Source organism: Inquilinus sp. YAF38 (genome assembly GCF_052113205.1).
Lineage (GTDB): Bacteria > Pseudomonadota > Alphaproteobacteria > DSM-16000 > Inquilinaceae > Inquilinus.
Genome location: NZ_JBFRCU010000012.1, coordinates 23,016 through 40,009 on the forward strand (window position 1 = coordinate 23,016; position 16,994 = coordinate 40,009).

The 16,994-nt window shown below is 68.7% G+C and carries 13 protein-coding genes; 4 read left to right on the forward strand and 9 right to left on the reverse strand.

Going from position 1 to position 16,994, the window contains the following annotated elements; translation table 11 throughout:
• Nucleotides 1–80 precede the first annotated feature (80 nt).
• Complete coding sequence (locus AB4Z01_RS07740) at nt 81–2,357, forward strand: family 78 glycoside hydrolase catalytic domain (RefSeq protein WP_441692189.1); 2,277 nt, start codon at nt 81–83, stop codon at nt 2,355–2,357.
• Between the two features lie 12 nt (nt 2,358–2,369).
• On the opposite strand, the gene AB4Z01_RS07745 is transcribed toward AB4Z01_RS07740, so the two are convergent.
• From AB4Z01_RS07745 to AB4Z01_RS07775, 7 genes are all read right to left on the reverse strand, one after another.
• Nucleotides 2,370–3,140: an ATP-binding cassette domain-containing protein gene (locus AB4Z01_RS07745; RefSeq protein WP_441692190.1), complete on the reverse strand. Its 771-nt coding sequence runs from the start codon at nt 3,138–3,140 to the stop codon at nt 2,370–2,372.
• Between the two features lie 4 nt (nt 3,141–3,144).
• A complete protein-coding gene (locus AB4Z01_RS07750) occupies nt 3,145–4,131 on the reverse strand; it encodes an ABC transporter permease (protein ID WP_441692191.1) in 987 nt (328 codons plus the stop codon).
• 57 nt (nt 4,132–4,188) lie between these two features.
• Entirely contained in the window at nt 4,189–5,121 is a 933-nt protein-coding gene (locus AB4Z01_RS07755; protein ID WP_441692192.1) for a substrate-binding domain-containing protein, read from the reverse strand.
• A gap of 102 nt (nt 5,122–5,223) precedes the next feature.
• The gene (locus AB4Z01_RS07760; protein ID WP_441692194.1) at nt 5,224–6,075 is read right to left on the reverse strand and encodes a phytanoyl-CoA dioxygenase family protein; all 852 of its coding nucleotides are present in this window, start codon (nt 6,073–6,075) and stop codon (nt 5,224–5,226) included.
• A gap of 16 nt (nt 6,076–6,091) precedes the next feature.
• Nucleotides 6,092–7,150, reverse strand: a complete 1,059-nt coding sequence (locus AB4Z01_RS07765; RefSeq protein ID WP_441692195.1) for a LacI family DNA-binding transcriptional regulator — start codon at nt 7,148–7,150, stop codon at nt 6,092–6,094.
• A 7-nt stretch (nt 7,151–7,157) separates the two neighbouring features.
• Nucleotides 7,158–8,063 (reverse strand): sugar phosphate isomerase/epimerase family protein, encoded by a 906-nt coding sequence (locus tag AB4Z01_RS07770; protein ID WP_441692196.1) that lies wholly within the window; start codon nt 8,061–8,063, stop codon nt 7,158–7,160.
• Nucleotides 8,064–8,092: 29 nt separating this feature from the next.
• The gene (locus AB4Z01_RS07775; protein WP_441692197.1) at nt 8,093–9,187 is read right to left on the reverse strand and encodes a Gfo/Idh/MocA family protein; all 1,095 of its coding nucleotides are present in this window, start codon (nt 9,185–9,187) and stop codon (nt 8,093–8,095) included.
• Between the two features lie 352 nt (nt 9,188–9,539).
• Between AB4Z01_RS07775 and AB4Z01_RS07780 the strand changes: the two genes are divergently transcribed.
• From AB4Z01_RS07780 to AB4Z01_RS07790, 3 genes are read left to right on the forward strand one after another with little or no spacing between them, the layout of a single operon-like run.
• A complete protein-coding gene (locus AB4Z01_RS07780) occupies nt 9,540–10,817 on the forward strand; it encodes an amidohydrolase family protein (protein ID WP_441692198.1) in 1,278 nt (425 codons plus the stop codon).
• Between the two features lie 4 nt (nt 10,818–10,821).
• Nucleotides 10,822–12,957 carry a substrate-binding domain-containing protein gene (locus tag AB4Z01_RS07785; protein ID WP_441692199.1) on the forward strand — a complete coding sequence of 712 codons (2,136 nt, stop codon included), beginning with the start codon at nt 10,822–10,824 and terminating at the stop codon, nt 12,955–12,957.
• Nucleotides 12,954–13,796 (forward strand): alpha/beta hydrolase, encoded by an 843-nt coding sequence (locus AB4Z01_RS07790; RefSeq protein WP_441692200.1) that lies wholly within the window; start codon nt 12,954–12,956, stop codon nt 13,794–13,796. The genes AB4Z01_RS07785 and AB4Z01_RS07790 overlap by 4 nt, the downstream gene beginning before the upstream one ends.
• A gap of 491 nt (nt 13,797–14,287) precedes the next feature.
• Here the strand turns inward: AB4Z01_RS07790 and AB4Z01_RS07795 are convergent, their stop codons facing one another.
• Nucleotides 14,288–15,211, reverse strand: a complete 924-nt coding sequence (locus AB4Z01_RS07795; protein ID WP_441692201.1) for a response regulator — start codon at nt 15,209–15,211, stop codon at nt 14,288–14,290.
• A 54-nt stretch (nt 15,212–15,265) separates the two neighbouring features.
• Entirely contained in the window at nt 15,266–16,981 is a 1,716-nt protein-coding gene (locus tag AB4Z01_RS07800) for a DAHL domain-containing protein (RefSeq protein ID WP_441692202.1), read from the reverse strand.
• Between the last annotated feature and the right edge of the window lie 13 nt (nt 16,982–16,994).

A 16,994-nucleotide genomic window follows, 5' to 3' on the forward strand; every position in this document is an offset into this window, starting at 1 on the left:
TCTACAAATGCCAGGCTCAGGGGAGGAGCGAGATGACGACAGAGGCAACAGCCCTTCGGCGTCGGCGCTGGGATGCCGAGATGATCGCGCCCCGGGCGGACCAGGGAGAGGGCGGGCCGGCGAGCTTCGTGGCGCGCGGCTTCGACCTCGCCACCGTTCCGGCCGAGGCCACCCTGTTCGTCTCGGCACTCGGCCTCTATCGCTGCTTCGTCAATGGCGAGCGCGTCGGGCACGATCTGCTGACGCCGGGCTGGACCTGCTATGACGATCGTATCGCCTACCAAGCCTATGACGTTGCGCCGCTGCTGCGGCCCGGCGAGAACCGGATCGAGATCTGGCTCGCCGATGGCTGGTATCGCTCGCCGATCATGTGGGGGGAGAAGCCGATCCGGAACTGCTGGGGCGACCGGGTGGCGGCGATCGCCGAGGTGGCCGGGCCGGAGGGAATCCTTCTACGCACCGATGCAGCCTGGGTCAGTGGCGAGCTGCCGGTCCGGAAGTCCGGTATCTATTTCGGCGAGACCTACGACGCCCGACGCGAAGCCCTGGCCGATAGCCACGGCGTCGAGGTGCTGGCCTTCGACACGGCTCTTCTCGTCGCCCATGAGACGGCGCCGGTCCGCGAGTTGCCGCCGCTGGCACCGGTGGCGTCCTGGACCGACGCCGAGGGCCGCACGGTCTACGATTTCGGCCAGAATGTCGCCGGCTATGTGCGCACCACCCTCCGCGGCCGTGCCGGGGCGGAGGTGCGGGTGGAGCATTCCGAGGTGCTCGGCCCGGACCGGCATTTCGACAACCGCAACTATCGGCGGGCCGAGGCCGAGACCCGCTACACGCTGAAGGGCGGCGATGCCGAGACCTATGCGCCGCACTTCACCTTCCACGGCTTCCGCTATGCGCGGGTGACGGTCACCGGCGAAGCGGTGGTCGAGGCGATCCGGTCGATCCCGATCTCCTCGGTGCCTGACCCCGCGGGCGGCTTCGCCTCGGGCCATCCGCTGGTCGACCGGCTGGTGCAGAACACGATCTGGTCGCAGCGCGCGAATTTCATCGAGGTGCCGACCGACTGCCCGCAGCGCGACGAGCGGCTGGGCTGGACCGGCGACGCCCAGGTCTTCGCCGGCACGGCCTGCTGGCTCGCCGACAGCCATTCCTTCCTGCGCAAATACCTGCGCGACGTCGTGGCGGACCAGCGCGAGGACGGCGCGGTGCCGCATGTCTCGCCCGACCCGACGCGGCTGCATCCGCACCATTTCCCCGGCTTCTTCGGATCGACCGGCTGGGGCGACGCGATCGTGGTCATCCCCTGGGTGCTGTACACCCATTATGCCGACCGCGACGTGCTGGCCGAATGCCTGCCCGCGATGGTCAAGTGGGTCGACTTCGTGTGGTCGATCTCCGACGGCCCGGTGGTGCGCCCGCCGTCGCATTGGGGCGAGCGCGGCTTCACCTTCGGCGACTGGCTGCAGCCGGTCGGCGACAACCGCAAGCCGCGGCCGACCATCGCCGACGATTGCGCGGCGACGATCTACCATTTCATCTCGACCGACCTGCTCGCCCGCATCGCCGGCGTCCTGGGCGAAGCGGACCTCTCAGCGCGGATGCGGCAGCGGGCGGAGGCGATCCGGGCCGCGTTCGTGCATGAGTTCATCGCGCCATCCGGCCGGCTGGCGCACAACGACCAGACCTCCTACGCGCTCGCCTTCCTGTACGACCTGGTGCCGGAGCCGCAGCGCGAGGCGGCGAAGGGCTATTTCCGGCAGATTGTCATCGACGCCGACCACAAGATCGGCACCGGCTTTATCGGCACGCCGGCGCTGCTGCCGGCCCTGACCAAGCTCGGTCTCGACGACGTGGCGGCGAAGGTGTTCCTGCAGCCGGAGGTGCCGGGCTGGCTGTACCAGGTAGCGCAGGGCGCGACGACGATCTGGGAGCGCTGGGACGCCATGGCGCCCGACGGCTCGATCTACGAGCCCAGCATGAACAGCTACAATCACTACGCCTATGGCGCCGTATGCCAGTGGCTGTTCGAGAGCGTCGCCGGCCTGGCGCCCGACCCCGGGGCGCCGGGCTTCGTCCGTGTCCTCGTCGACCCGGCGCCGATCCCCACCCTGTCGTCGGTCTCGGCCTTCCACGACGTCCGGCAGGGCCGGATCGAGGCGTCCTGGTCCTGCGAAGGCCGGCGGGTGGTCTACACGCTCACGTTGCCCGAGGGCTGCGAGGGGCGTTTCCGTCCCGGCCCGCGCCACGGCGACCCGCGGCTCGGCGACGCGCCGGTCCGGGGCGAGGCGATCCTGCCGCCCGGCACCCACACCCTGACCTTCCTGCTGCCGGACGGGAGCGGACCGTCCGGCTGACCGCGCGGCGCTCTACCGGGCCAGCGCGATACCGTCTTCCGTCATTCCGGTGATGACCCGCTCCACCGCCTCGACACTGGTGTGCCTGGGGTCGATGTCGTCCGCCACCACCCGGCCGCGGCGCATCACGACGATGCGGTCGACCACCTGGAAGACATGGTGGATGTTGTGGGCGATGAAGATGCAGGAATGCCCGGAATCCCGGACGTTGCGGACGAAGCGCAGCACCCCTTGCGTCTCTGCCACGCCGAGATTGTTGGTCGGCTCGTCGAGGATGATCAGGTCGCTGTCGAAATGCATGGCGCGGGCGATCGCCACGGCCTGGCGCTCGCCGCCGGACAGCGAGCCGATCGGCGTGTCGGGCGGGATGTCCTTGCTGATGCCGACCCGCTTCAGCAGGTCGCGCGCGACCGCGTCCATGGCGGCATGGTCCATGCGATTCAGCAGGCGCGGGCCGCGGATCGGCTCGCGGCCGAGGAACAGGTTGCGGGCGATCGACAGCTGCGTCACCAGCGCCGAATCCTGGTAGATCGTCTCGATGCCAAGGGCGATGGCGTCGGTGGTGCTGCCGATCTCGACCTTGCGGCCGCGGATGAAGATGTCGCCGCTGGTGTACGGCACGGCGCCCGACAGAATCTTGATCAGCGTCGACTTGCCGGCGCCGTTATCGCCGAGCAGGCCGACAATCTCGCTTTCGCCCACCGCCAGGCTGACATCCTCCAGCGCCCGGACCCGGCCGTAGAATTTGCTGATATGCGCCATGCGGATCAGGGGTTCGGCCATGGTTTCAGGTCCCCGCCTGGTGCCGGCGTTCAAGCCAGGAGTGCAGCGCCATCATCCCGAGGATGATCGCGCCGATGAAGATGTTGTAGGCGAGGCCGGGCACGCCGATCAGGACGATGCCGTTGCGCATCACCCGCAGGATGAAGATGCCCAGCACGGTGCCGAGGATGGTGCCGCGCCCACCGCTGAGCGCCGTGCCGCCGATCACCACCATGGCGATGACCTCGAGCTCATAGCTGGTGCCGCTGTTCGGGTTGGCGGCCGAGGTGCGGATCGAACTGATCACCCCGGCCAAAGCGGCCATCATCGACGACAGCACGAACAGCGCGATCTTGGTGCGGCCGACGCGCACGCCGCGGGCCCGCGCCGCGCCCGGATTGCCGCCCGCGGCCTGGATCCAGTTGCCGGCCCTGGTCTGGTTCAGGACGTAGCCCATCGCCAGCGCGGCGGCGATGAACCAGAACAGCGACATGTAGACCCGGAAGCCGGCGATGAAGAAGTCGCCGGCCAGCAGCCAGGCCAGCCAGTTGCCGCCGGTGTTCCACGTCCGCTGCGGGAAGCCGTCGGTGATGAACAGCGCCGTGCCGCGCACCACCAGCAGCATCCCGAGCGTCACCAGGAAGGACGGGATCTTCAGCCCGGTCACGAACCAGCCATTGACCAGCCCGATCAGGCCGGCGACGGCCAGGGCGGCGACGAAGCCGACCTCCAGCGGGGCGGTGCCGCTGTTGAACAGCGTCCACATCAGCACCGGCGAGAAGCCGAAGACCGAGCCGACGGAAAGGTCGAACTCGCCGGAGGTCATCAGCAGCGTCATCGCCAGCGCGATCAGGCCGAGCTCGACCGTGAAGGCCAGGGTGTTGCTGATGTTCTGCGGCGAGAGGAATTCGGGGTTGATCGCCCAGAAGGCGGCGAGCTCGACCACGAGCAGGACGAGGGGCCCGAATTCGGGCTTGGCCACCAGGCGGTGGACGATCGATCGATGTTCCAATGGCTGGTCCCGAGAAGGGGTCTGCGCGGCGCTGTGGCCGCGCAGACCGGTGGAGCCCTACTTGCCGGACAGGATCTTGTCGTAGACCGCCGCGGTGTCCTTCTCGTACAGCGCGCCGGTGATGACGTTGAACCCGGGCGGGATGCCGCCGGACGCCATCGCCGCCAGCGACAGGGCGACATAGCTGGTCGCCTGCGGGTCCTGCCACTGCGCCGCGTTGACGTAGCCGGTGAGGACCTCCTGGGTGGTGTCGAGCGAATTGCCCCAGCCGACGACCGGGATCTCGCCGGCCTTGACGCCGACCTGGTCGAACACGCGCTTGATGCTGCCGGTCACCAGGTCGCCGAGGCCGATGACGGCCTTGATCTTGGTCCGGTTGGCGGTCAGGTAATCGACCATCCGGCTGATGATCTCGGCCTGGTCCAGCGTGGAGTCCGTCACCTCCCAGGTGATCCCGAGCGGCTTGAACACGCTGGCGATGCCTTCCTCCTCCTGCACGCCATAGGTCGCGCCGGGAACCTCGACCGGCATCCAGACGAAGTCGCCGGACTTCACCAGGCCCTTGTCGACCAGGTACTGCGCCCAGTTCCGGCCGAAGGTGGTGTTGTCGCCGCCGACATAGGCGTCGAAGGCGGCCTTGGGGTCGGGGGTGTTGAAGTTGATGATCGGGATGCCCGCGGCCTTGGCCTCCTTCACCACCTCGATCAGGCTGCCCGGGTCGGGGCTGGTGGTGACGATGCCGTCGGCCTTGGCCGCGATCGCGGCGCGCACCGCTTCCTGGTGCGACGGCACGTCGCCGTTGTGGAACGAGGTGTTCACCGTCTGGCCGGTGTCGGCGGCCCATTGCTTGGCGCCCGCCAGGAAATAGGTCCAGACCGGATCGGCCGGCGATCCGTGCGAGATCCAGTAGAAGGTCTTGGCCTGGGCCGCGGCCGGCGCGGCCAGCGCCAGCAGCACGCCGCAGAGCAGCAGCGACAATCGCCTGAACATGCGTTTCCTCCCCTGTTATCGCCGCCTTCTCATGATCGATGGGCGGACATGCATCGAGACTGACATAGCTACAGGCGGCCCAGCGATGCGGATCGCCTGGCCTCAGCGCTGTGCGGCGCCCTCCGGCTGCGTCTGCGCCTCGACGGTTTCGTCGCGCTCCGGGTCGAAGAAGGCGCGGTGGCCGGCGTCGAGCGTCAGGCCCAGCCCCTTGATCCGTTCGTCCGGCACCTTCTCCAGCTTGGTGTAGCCGGGATGGTGATGCGCCTTGTACGGATCGTTCCAGGCGGCGTTGTAGCAGCACAGCATGACGTTGCGCGAATGCTCGGACTTGTTCTGCTCCGACGCATGCAGCGTGTTGGCGTGGAAGAAACAGACGTCGCCCGGCGCCATCTCCATATAGTCGCGCGGCATCCGTTCCAGCGCCTGGTTCACCCGCTCCATGTCGGCGCCGGTCTGGCCGCCGACCCGGCCATGGTCGATCCGGCCCAGCTTGTGGCTGCCGCGGATCATCTGCAGGCAGCCATTCTCCTTGGTCGCCCGGTCGATCGCGATGGCGACCGACATCATGTCGGGGTACAGGCAGCCATTGTTGTACCAGTAGCCGTAATCCTGGTGCCAATCCCAGGCGCCGCCGGCGCGGGGCCGCTTCATCGTCAGCTTGGAATGGTAGTGGTAGACCTCGCCGCCCAGCAGCCGCTCGGCGCCGCCGACCATGCGCTCGCAGCGGGCGAAGGCGCCGAACAGGTCGTCGCCCGGGTGGTTCCACAGCGCCAGCTCGGTCGACCCGCCCAGGCTGTCCTTCAGCGCCACGACATGGCTGCGGATGCCCTCGTCCTGCGCGATTGCCTGCTGCAGCAGGCCGATCTCCTCGGCGTCGAAGAAGCCGGGCTTGACGACATAGCCGTCGCGCCAGAAGGCGGCGTGGTCAGCCTCGGTCAGCTGGGGAAAGGGCATGGTGTCCTCCTGGTCTTCAAGGCAGGTTCTCGCGGGTGAAGATCTCGATCCGCACCGGGGCAGCGGGTTCGTCCGGGCCTGGGCGGATGTGGTGGCCCAGCAGCAGCCGCAGCGTCTCCGCCGCCTCGGCCCGCGGGTTCTGGTTGATCGCGGCGTCCATCACGCCCTCGATCAAGAAGCGGCGGGTGTGCGGCGTCAGCTCATGGCCGATATAGACCAGGTGCGGCGCCTCCGCCGGCCGGCGGCGCAGCACCTCGGCGACGCCGCGGTTGCCGCCGCCGATGTTGTAGAGGCCGATCAGGCCGGGATGGGCGGCCAGCAGCCGGGCGGTCACCGCGGCGCTCTGCTCGACGCTGTCATGGCCCTCGACCAGGGCCGGGACAGCCAGGTTCGGGAAGCGCTCGCGCAGCACGCTGCGGAAGCCGGCCTCGCGCTCCTCATGGCCGCGATAGGCCAGGCTGCCGGCGATCAGCCCGACCTCGCCGCTGCGCCCGGCCAGGAAGCGGCCCATCAAGTCGCCCGCGGTGCGGCCGGCGGCGCGGTTGTCGACGCCGACATAGCCGATGCGGGCCGATTGCGGCAGGTCCGAGACCATGGTCGCCACCGGCACCCCGGCCGCCGTCAGCTCCGCCACCGCCTCGCGCACCGCCGGGTGGTCTAGGGCGATGAATCCGACGCCGTCACTGCCCTGGCCGACCCGGCGCAGCGCCTCGGCCAGGGCGTCGGGGTCGAAGCCGTCGATCAGGTGCAGCCGCGGCTTCACGCCGAAGGTGGTGAAGTCGCGCTCCGCCGCCAGCACCGCCTCGCCCAGGTCGCGGATGAAGGTGTTGCTGCCGGCCGGCAGCACGATGTCGAACTGCAGAATCCTGCCGCGCGACAGCAGGCTGGCGGCCAGGTTGGGGGCGTAGTTCAGCCGCTGCACCACCGCCTGGACCCGGCTCGCGGTCTCGGCGTTGACGCCGTCGCGGCCGTTCAGCACCCGGTCGACCGTGGCCAGGCTGACCCCGGCCTCGCGGGCGATGTCGACCATGCGGGCCTTCTTGCCGGCGTCCATGGCGGTGGTGTCCTGCCTCATGCCGTGCCTAGACCCCCAGCGCCCGCAGCTTGCCGTCGATGAAGGCCTTGGCGCGGGGCACGTCGGCCTCCTCCAGATGCTCGATGATCAGCGGGATGTTCGGGTGGCGGCGGGACAGGCGCTGCAGGTACAGATCGTAGTTCAGCGACCCCAGCCCCGGCGCCGGCAGCTCGATCTCGCCGACGCCCCGGAAGCTGTGCGCCTCCGACGCGTCGATGTCGGCATGCTTCTCCGACTTGTCGGTGCCGGAGCGCTTCACGTCCTTGGCGTGGCTGATCCGGATGCGGTCGTCGAGCGCATCGAAGATCCGGTTCAGCTCCCGGTCCATGCGGTCGATGTTGTGCGATTCGAAATAGTTGGTCGGGTCCATCAGCAGGCCCAGGCCCGGGCTGGGCACGTCGGCGAACAGGCGCAGCGTCTCGTCGACCGAGCCGATGACATTGTTGACATAGGTCTCGAGCAGGAAGACGGCGCCGTGGTCATAGGCGGTGCGGGCCAGATCCTCGACCACCGTGCGGCACTCCTCGTAGCCCTCCTCGGTCTTGTTCTTCGGGTGGTGCACCCAGTCGCTGTCGGTGGCGAAGGTGCCCGTCTCGCTGATGACATAGGGGCTGCCCAGGTCGCGGGCGTGGCGGATCAGCGTCCGCAGATGCTCCAGCTTGGCCTGGCGCGCCGCCGGGTCGGGATGGATGATGTTGGTGTAGCCGCTGATGGCGCAGACCGGCAGGTCGTGGTCACGGAAGGTCTCCCGGATGGTGCGGCATTTCTCCCGCGTGATCGCGCTGGTCGACAGGTCTATGTCCTTGAAGGCGAGGTCGAGCTGGACGGTGTTGAACCCCAGCGAGCGGATCTTCTTCGCCGTCTCCGGCAGCGAATAGGGGAAGTATCCGGTGAAGATGCCGACCTGGATCATAACGCGTTCCTCCGTGTTGCTTGTTGTTGTCAGGCGCCGAATTCCGCCAGGCGGACGGCGCGTTTCTCGCTCAGCGAGCGGTAGGCGGCCTCGACCAGCGCCATGGTGCGGACGTTGTCGGCTGCGCTCAGCAGCGGCGGCTCGCCGGTCTGCACCGCGTATTGCAGCTGCTCCATCACGCCCTTGAAGGCGTGCGGGAACCACATCGTGTCCCAGCGCGGCTGCACCCATTTTCCGTCGGTCTCCGGCGCGCAATAGGCCAGGGTGCTGGGGCTGCCCTTCGGATAGTCCGGCCAGCCGATGGTGCCCTGGGCCAAGCCATCGGTGCCTTCGACCCGCCACTTGATGTAGATGTCGCTGTCGAAGCCATCGGCGCGCGGGCCGGACCAGACATCCTCCAGGCTCACCGCCATCAGCCCGCTTGGGAAGGACAGGGTGGAGCAGCAGATGCCGTCGCGATGCGCGAAGCCGGTGCGCGGGTCGGTCCGTGCCGCGGTGTAGATCTCGACCGGGTCGCCGAACAGGAAGCGCAGCACGTCGAGATGGTGGATGCTCATATTGAGCAGGGTCAGCCGGCCATAGGATTCGAGGAAGGGCTGCCAATGCGGGATCGCCCGCATCTCGATGGTCGCCAGCACCGGCGTGCCCAGCGCGTTGCGGTCGAGCAGCTGCTTCAGCACCCGCATCGACTGGTCGAAGCGCATGTTCTGGTTGACCGACAGCAGCTTGCCGGCGGCCGCGGCCTCCGCGGCCAGGCGCTGCGCCTCGGCATGGTCCATGGCCAGCGGCTTCTGCGCCAGGATCGCCCGGATATGCGGCTGGCGCAGCGCGTGGCGGATCAGGGCCGGCTGCTGGTCGGGCGGGAAGGCGATGTCCAGGATCTCGACCTCGCGGTCCTCGATCAGCGCCGCCGGCGTGTCGTGCACCCGGGGGATGTCCCAGCGCTCTGCCACCGCCCGCGCCTTATCTGGGCTGCGGCTGGCGATGGCGACCACCGGGAAACCGGCCTCGCGATACGCCGCCAGATGCACATCCGCCATGATGAACCCGGCTCCGATCGCGCCGATGCGATGGTCACGGCAACGGATCTCGGGATCGGGCGCGAAACCCGACGGCACGGACATGGCGGCCTCCCTCGGCGTATTTTGACGTACGTTACCGGTTCCGGTTTTTGGCTTCAATGATGAAACGACACGTCATCAGCTTTGCGGCTGCAGCCATAGGATGAGGTACGTTACCGGTTCACGAACGAAACCCGCTTGGCTGCCGTCGCGCCGATTTGTCCAGAATATCGGACATCCGACCGCGCCGCTGCGTTGACGCCGGCCTGACGCGAACCTCATCCTTCCAAAAAAGATCCAGGGCGCGGGCGATCGTCACGCGAAGAGATGCCGGATTGCCCGCAGCGATGGATCGGCAAATCGATAATATGCGGGAGGCGGGCCGACCTGCCTTCCGCTCAGGGCGGAGGATCCCATGGGCGACTATCACATCACCGGCGCGATGATCTGGGACGGCAGCGGCCGCGACCCCTATCCCGGCCAGGTCGTGGTCCGCGGCGAGCGCGTCCACGCTGTGGCCCCGGCTTCGGAGCGGCTCGATGCCGGCGGCTGCGAGGCGGTGGACGGCGGCGGCGCCACGCTGCTGCCGGGGCTGGTCGAGGGCCACGCCCACCTGTCCTTCTGCGGCGCGGCCCGCAACACCGATCTCGGCGACATCCCGACCGAGGAGCATGTGCTGGAGACGATGTGGAATGCCGAGCTGCTGCTGGACCACGGCTTCACCAGCGCCTATTCGGCGGCCAGCGCCAAGACCCGGCTGGATGTAGTGATCCGCGACAAGGTCAATCAGGGCCGGCTGAAGGGCCCGCGGATCAAGGCGGCCAGTCCCGAGATCACGGTCACCGGCGGCCTCGGCGACGAGACCCGGCTGCACCTGTCGCGCGCCAGCTTCGGCTGGGTCTGCGACGGGCCGGACGCGATCCGCCATGCCGTCCGTGTCTGCGTCCGCGAGGATGTCGACAACATCAAGATCAACATCTCCGGCGATGATTTCGTCGACCCGGCCAAGGGCGGCATGACCGTGATGTCGCGGGTCGAGGTCGAGGCGGCGGTCGAGACCGCGCATGATTTCGGCCGCAAGGTGAACTGCCACGCCCGGGCCAGCGAGGCGGTGAAGCGCGCCATCCGCGCCGGGGTCGACGTGATCTATCATTGCGAGCAGGCCGATACCGAGGCGCTCGACATGCTGGAGGCGAAGAAGGACCAGATCTTCGTCGGCCCCGCCATCGGCCTGATCTACAACACCATCCACGAGGCCGGGCCCTGGGGCATCGACGAGGAGAAGGCGCGCAAGCTGGGCATGCATCTGTGCCTGGAGGCCAGCCAGCGCACCTATGCCGAGATGCGCCGCCGCGGCATCCGCGTGGTTATCGGCGGCGATTACGGCTTCGCCTGGACGCCGCAGGGCACCAACGCCCGCGACGTCGAGCATTTCGTCAAGCTGTTCGGCTACACCCCGTCCGAAGCGCTGCAATGCGCCACCCGGATCGGCGGCGAGCTGATGGGCATGGACGACCGGCTGGGCCAGGTGCGCGAGGGCTTCCTGGCCGATTTGATCCTGGTCGATGGCGATCCGCTCAAGGACATCGCCCTGATCCACGACCACGGCGCCATCCGCATGGTGATGAAGGACGGCGCCATGCACCGCCTGTCGCCGCGGCGGGCGATGCGGGCCGCAGCGGCGGCCGAGTGACGCCTTGGCGGATCCCGGGCACCGGCAGTCGGGCGTCGACATCCTGCTCGGGGTCGTCGGCGTGCTGATCGCGGCGCCTGGCGGGGCGACCGTCGCCGTCCTGGCCGAGAGTCTCGCTGTGCCGCGCTCCAGCCTCTATGCCGTGCTGCGGCCGATGCTGGCCTCCGGCTGGCTGGAGGCGCCGCGGCGCGGCACCGTCCAGCTCGGCGCTGCCTGGTTCGACCTGGCGGTGGCGCTGGAGGCGGAGGCGCGGTCCGGGACCGGCCCTGCCTCGGCGCGGCGGCCCGCGGGGGTGCCGACCGTCCGGTCCTTTCTGTGGAACCCGAACTTCACCGAACTGGTCGACGCCGCCCCCTTCGCCCGGCCGCCGCCCTATGTCTTCGGCTTCTCCAACGGCTCCCGCGCCAATCTGTGGCGCCAGGGGCTGATCCATGGCGTTCAGTTCGCCGCCGCCGAACACGCCGACCGCATCGCCACGCTGCGCATCGCCCATGCCGATGAGGATGCGGCGGCTCAGGCGCGCGACCTCGACGCCTTCCTGGCCATGGGCGTCGACGCCCTGATCGTCAGCCCGCTGGAGACCGAGGCGCTGCTGCCGGCCCTAGCCGGGGCCCGCGCCGCCGGGCTCCCGGTCATCATGGTCGACCGCGTGCTGGGCGATGCGTCGCATTCGCTGGTCCAGGTCGTCGGGCCGGACACTGCCATCGGCCGGCTGCCGGCGCAGTGGCTGGTCGAGACGCTGGGCGGCCGCGGCGCGGTGGTGATGATGGTGGGGGATCCGGAGATCGGGCCGCTGCTGCGCCGGTCCCGGGCGGCGCGCGAGGTGTTCGCCCTGGCGCCGGGCATCCGCATCCTCGACACGGTGCACACCGAGTTGGCGGTCGCGGCCGGCCGGCGCGCCATGGCCGGGCTGATCGAGCGCTGGGGCGACGGCATCGACGGCGTCTGGTGCGACAGCGGCCTGCACGGCGCCGGGTCGATCCAGGCCTGGGTCGATGCCGGCCGCGACGGCCGGGTGCCGCCGCACACCGGCGGCGACCAGAACGCGGTCTACCAGCTGGCGATCCTGCACGGCGTCAAGCTGGCGGCAATGGACTTCCCGCCGGCCATGGGCATCCGCTCGGTCGAGGCCGGGCTCGACATCCTGGCCGGCCGTACTCTGCCGCGGCGGATCGAGGTGCACACGCCGCTGGTGATCAGCCGTGGCTGCGAGACCGCCTCGGTCCGCGCCGACGTCTTCGTCGAGGACCATGTGCGCTGGGACCGGCCGCCGAGTCTGATCCTCGGCCACGGCATGGGCGAGGATTATGATCCGACCAGCTTCACGCCAGGGAAGGGAGGCGCCGTCGGCAAAGGGGCGGCGGCCGATGGCGGTGCCCGCTCGATCCTGCGCACGCTCGACATCCTGGTCTGGCTCAGGGCGCATGGCGGCGAGGCCGGCATCGCTGATCTGCTCGAAGCGGTGGCGATGCCGCGCTCCTCGCTGCACGACCTCCTGGGTCCGCTAGCCGGGCATGGGCTTCTGCAGCGCGGCGGCCGCGGTCGGATCCGCGCCGGGCCGCGGGCACGGGCGGCCGGCTTCGCCGCGATCGGCATCGCCAACCTCGCCGCCGCGGCCGAGCCGATGCTGGACCGGCTGGCGCGCTCGGTCGGTGGGGCCGCGGCGCTGGCGGTGCTACATGGCGAACGCTGCACCATCGCCCTCGGCCGAGCCGCGCCCGGGGCCGCACCCGCGGTGCCGCCGATCGCGGTCGGCGGCCGCACCCCGGTGAACTGGACCCTGGCCGGGCGCCTGCTGGTGGCCGAGCTGCCGGAACGCCGGCTGCGCTGGCTGCTGGCCGCCCATGCCCGGCCGCGGCGCGACGCCTCGCTGACGCTGCCGGAGCTGGTGGCGGCGATCCGGGCCGAAGGCGGTCAGCGCGTTGCCGCCCTGGCCGGCGAGGCCGGTCCGAATCTCGCCGAAGCGGCGCGGCCGATACGCGGCGCCGACGGTCAGGTCCGCGCGGTGCTGCTGCTGCGCGTGCCGGCCGGCGACCTGCCGGCGGCAAAGGCGGCGCTGGAAGCTCTGGATCTGCCGGAAGCCGCTGTGCCTATTCTGCCAACCGATCCCCCTCTCGTCACCGAGGCCGTCCTGCCATGACCGATCCCTTCATGATCCGCGCCCATGTGCCGGATTTCGAAACCCATCTCGCGACCTATCGCCGGGCCAGCGAGCGCACCCGGCAGTCGCTGCGCGGCGTGCGCGACCTGGCCTATGGCGACCATCCGGACGAGAAGCTCGACCTCTATCTGCCGGCGGAGGGGGAGGGGCCGTTCCCGGTCCATGTCTTCGTCCATGGCGGCTATTGGCGCGCCTTCTCCAAGCTCGACTTCGCCTTCGTCGCCGACGCCGTCACCGCCCACGGCGCGATCGCCGCGATCATCGACTATTCGCTGATGCCGAAGGCGCGGATGGCGACGCTGGTCGGCCAGGTCCGCCGGGCGGTGGCCTGGCTGGCGGCGAATGCCGGGCGCTGGGGCGGCGACCCGGCGGCGCTCAGCGCCAGCGGCGCCTCCGCCGGCGCCCATCTCACCAGCTTCTTGGCCTGCCGCGGGGCGCGGGAGGCGGCACCGCCGGCCCTGCCGGTCAAGTCCCTGCTGCTGGTCAGCGGCATCTACGACCTGGGCCCGATCACTAGCAGCTTCCTGCAGCCGGAGATCGGGTTGACGGCGGAGGAGGTGGCGGCCTGGTCGCCGCTCGCGGCCACATCGGCGCCCGGGCCGGTGGTGGATGTCGTGGCCGGCGCAGACGAGACGCCACCCTTCCTGGACCAGGGCCGCGCCTTCGCCGACCGTCTGGCCACGGCAGGCGTCGCGAGCAGTTTCGCCACCCTCCCGGGCGAGAACCACATGAGCATCGCCACCGCGCTGGGCACCCCGGGCTCGCCCCTGGCGGAGCGCCTTGGTCGGACCATCGTCGCGTCGCGACAAGGCGCCTGATTTCCGGCCACGTCCGGTTACCTGGAGCCAGATGAGTTCAGGTCAGATCGGGTCATCTCGATCCGGCGATTTGTTACCGGGACAACCAGGTGAGGGACAATTTGCCTATTTTATTGTCATGCCCGGGCTTGACCCGGGCATCCAGAGGATGTCGACATCTTCTGGATTGCTGGGTCACGCCCGGCAATGACAGGAAATAACAAACACGAAATGGTTGAGCCTCTTCATCCGATTGCCCTGGATCTGTTGTCTCTCCTGCCTGCGAGACCTTTTCAGAATTTCAAACATCGTCATTGCGAGCGCAGCGAAGCAATCCAGGGCGGCTCGTGCTGCCCCCGGATTGCTTCGTCGGCTTTGCCTCCTCGCAATGACGGTAAGGGATGGGCGTTGTGAAAAGCTCTCGCTTGCGGAAGAGGCAACGTGAAAACGCTCAGCATCCTGTCGACCCCTGCTCGATGTACTGAGGTGATCCGATCTCAATTCATTCCGCTTTAGCTGACCTTGGTGAAGCGGCCCAGGCTGCGGACGATGTTGTCGAGCAGACCGCCGCTGCCCTCCGCCGTCGCGGCCTCGACCGGCCTCGGCACCGGCTGCCGGGCGAATCTCGGATCGACCAGGCGCCGGCGATGCTCGCGGATGGCGGCGCTGACCGCGAGGCGGAAGACGTTGGGGCTGAGCGGCTTGATGGCGAAGCGGTAGATCTGCCCCTGGTTGATCAGCTTGACGATGGTGTCGGCGTCGGGGGAGGAGGTCGTCGCCACCACGGTGATCGAGGGATCGATCCGGGCGACCTGCGCCAGCATGTCGGTGACATCGACGCCGTCGACCTCGCTGTTGGTGACGATGACGCCGATCTCCTCCTGCTGCAGGATCTCCAGCGCCTCCTCCATGGTAGACGCCGTCAGGATGCTGTAGTCGCGGGTGAACATCTCGAGCATTTCCTGGCGGTCGCTGGCCAGGCCGTCGATCGCCAGCAGCTTGGTGGCGACGCCGAGCGGCGGTGTCAGGACTGCCTCCGCCTCCTCGGCCGCGGCCGGGGCGGCGCGCGCGATCTCGGCCGCCTCGGCGATGACCTGGCGCAGCTCGTCCTGATTCCACGGTTTGTTGAGGAAGCGGAAGACCTCTCCCTCGTTGACCGCGCCGATGATGGCGACCAGGTCGCTGTAGCCGGTGAGCAGGATGCGCACCGTGTTGGGCCACCGCTTGCAGACCTGCGACAGCAGCTCGATCCCGACCATCTCCGGCATGCGCTGGTCGGAGACGATCACGTCGATCCGGTGGGCCTCCAGGATCGCCAGGGCTTCCCGCCCGCCGGTCGCGGTGTAGACGTCGTAGCTGGACCGGAACATCACCTTGAGCAGCTTCACGATGCGCTCTTCGTCATCCACGAAGAGCAGGCTGGGCCTGTCAGTCATCTCGCTCTCCTTCATACCTGCGAAGTGTCATGGGAGGGGTGGGGCGGATATGCCTCACGCGGCGGCCTGCTCGAGCCGATGCTCGGATTCGGTCTTGGCGCGATGCGGCAGGATGATGATGAAGGTGGTCCCGATGCCGGGCTGGGACCTGGCCGAGATGGTGCCGCCATGGGTCTGGATGATCCGGTAGCAGATCGACAGCCCCATGCCGGTTCCCTTGCCGACATCCTTGGTGGTGAAGAACGGATCGAAGATCTTGGGCAGCACGTCCGCCGGGATGCCGGTCCCGCTGTCCTCGATCTCGATCCGGATCATGTCCTCGGTTTCCGCCCGCGTGCGCAGGGTCAGCTTGCCGCGCTTGGGCTGATCGGCCATGGCGTGGGCGGCATTGTTGATCAGGTTCAGGAACACCTGCTTCAGCTGCGTGGACGAGGCATGGATCTTGGGAATCTTGCCGTAGTCCTTGACCGTATCCGCGATGTATTTGACTTCCGACCGGGCGATCAGGGCTGCGCCGTCCAGGGCTTCCTCGATGTCGATATATTCGAGGCGGCCTTTGTCGAGGCGCGAGAAGTTCTTCATCGTGATGATCAGATTGGTGATCTCGTCGAGGCCGTGCAGCCCTTCGTCGATCAGCATGTTGAGCTCGCCGAGCTGATCGTCGGGCAGCCCGTCCGCCGTGGCCGGCCGCAGCTCCGCGACGGCGCCGAGGACTGATGTCCTGCCCGCCTGCATCTCGGCCATCTGGTCCCGGATCAGGCAGAACACCGCCTTCACATAGGCCAGCGGCGTGTTGATCTCGTGGGTGATGCCCGCCACCATCTGGCCCATGGCGGACAGCTTGGACGACTGGATCAGCTGTGACTGCGCATCCTCATTGGCCTGCTGCAGCGCCGAGTTGTCCCGGTTGAGCCGCTTGTAATGGCGGCGCAGCAGATAGGCGGCCCAGGTGATCGCCAGGACGAGCAGGAACGAGCACACCAGCACCAGGTCGCGCAGCAGCGACCGGTACCGGTTCTGATCGGCCTCCAGGGCCTGGGCGTCGCGCTGGAGGCGGTCGATGGCCTGGGCGGTCGGCACGGCCGTGAGGTCCACGATCAGCTTGGTGCCGAGCTGCTTCTGGCGAAGCATGACCGCCATATGGGCCAGGAGCGTGTCCGCCTTGGCCGCCGCCTCGGGCGATGTCCGGCCGGCGGCCTCGCGCAAGGCGGTCATCTGGTCGTCGATCACCTGCCGCAACTGCTCGCTGGGGGTGACGATGTAGCTCGCCACGTCGATGACGATGCGGGTCAGGAGATCCGCGATCGACGGGCCGGGAGCAGGCTTGTCCACGCTGCTCTCGAGCTCGGCGAACAGATCCGCCGCGGCGATCGGCAACAGGCGCGAGGAGTTGCTGATGATCGAATACTGCGCCTTGACCCGCTCGACGATGCGGATCTTGTCGTCCATCGCTGAGCGATATGCGGCCAGCGAGGATGACAGATCCTGGGTCTCCGCCGGGTCACCTGCGGTCAGCGTTTCGATCGTCCGGTAGTGCTCGGCCAGCCTGCCGACGGGCGCGGCCACGGAGTCGTAGTTGGGGTTCAGGCCCAGCTCCAGGCTGAGGACGTCGGCGCTCCAGAGCGCGTCGATCTGCTTCATTTCGGCCAGGCTGGCCAGCAGCTCCGACGGCCGGGTGTCCGGCGTGCGCAGCATGCCCAGAAGAGCGGCCAGTACCGTGAGAAGAACGGCGATGGAGCCTATGCAGACGATCCTGGATCTGATGATCATGACATGACCTCCG

Coding starts and splice junctions, on each gene's coding strand:
- AB4Z01_RS07740 (WP_441692189.1), top strand. CDS start 81: ATGATCGCGCCCCGGGCGGACCAGGGAGAGGGCGGGCCGGCGAGCTTC.
- AB4Z01_RS07745 (WP_441692190.1), bottom strand. CDS start 3,140: ATGGCCGAACCCCTGATCCGCATGGCGCATATCAGCAAATTCTACGGC.
- AB4Z01_RS07755 (WP_441692192.1), bottom strand. CDS start 5,121: ATGTTCAGGCGATTGTCGCTGCTGCTCTGCGGCGTGCTGCTGGCGCTG.
- AB4Z01_RS07760 (WP_441692194.1), bottom strand. CDS start 6,075: ATGCCCTTTCCCCAGCTGACCGAGGCTGACCACGCCGCCTTCTGGCGC.
- AB4Z01_RS07765 (WP_441692195.1), bottom strand. CDS start 7,150: ATGAGGCAGGACACCACCGCCATGGACGCCGGCAAGAAGGCCCGCATG.
- AB4Z01_RS07770 (WP_441692196.1), bottom strand. CDS start 8,063: ATGATCCAGGTCGGCATCTTCACCGGATACTTCCCCTATTCGCTGCCG.
- AB4Z01_RS07775 (WP_441692197.1), bottom strand. CDS start 9,187: ATGTCCGTGCCGTCGGGTTTCGCGCCCGATCCCGAGATCCGTTGCCGT.
- AB4Z01_RS07780 (WP_441692198.1), top strand. CDS start 9,540: ATGGGCGACTATCACATCACCGGCGCGATGATCTGGGACGGCAGCGGC.
- AB4Z01_RS07790 (WP_441692200.1), top strand. CDS start 12,954: ATGACCGATCCCTTCATGATCCGCGCCCATGTGCCGGATTTCGAAACC.
- AB4Z01_RS07795 (WP_441692201.1), bottom strand. CDS start 15,211: ATGACTGACAGGCCCAGCCTGCTCTTCGTGGATGACGAAGAGCGCATC.
- AB4Z01_RS07800 (WP_441692202.1), bottom strand. CDS start 16,981: ATGATCATCAGATCCAGGATCGTCTGCATAGGCTCCATCGCCGTTCTT.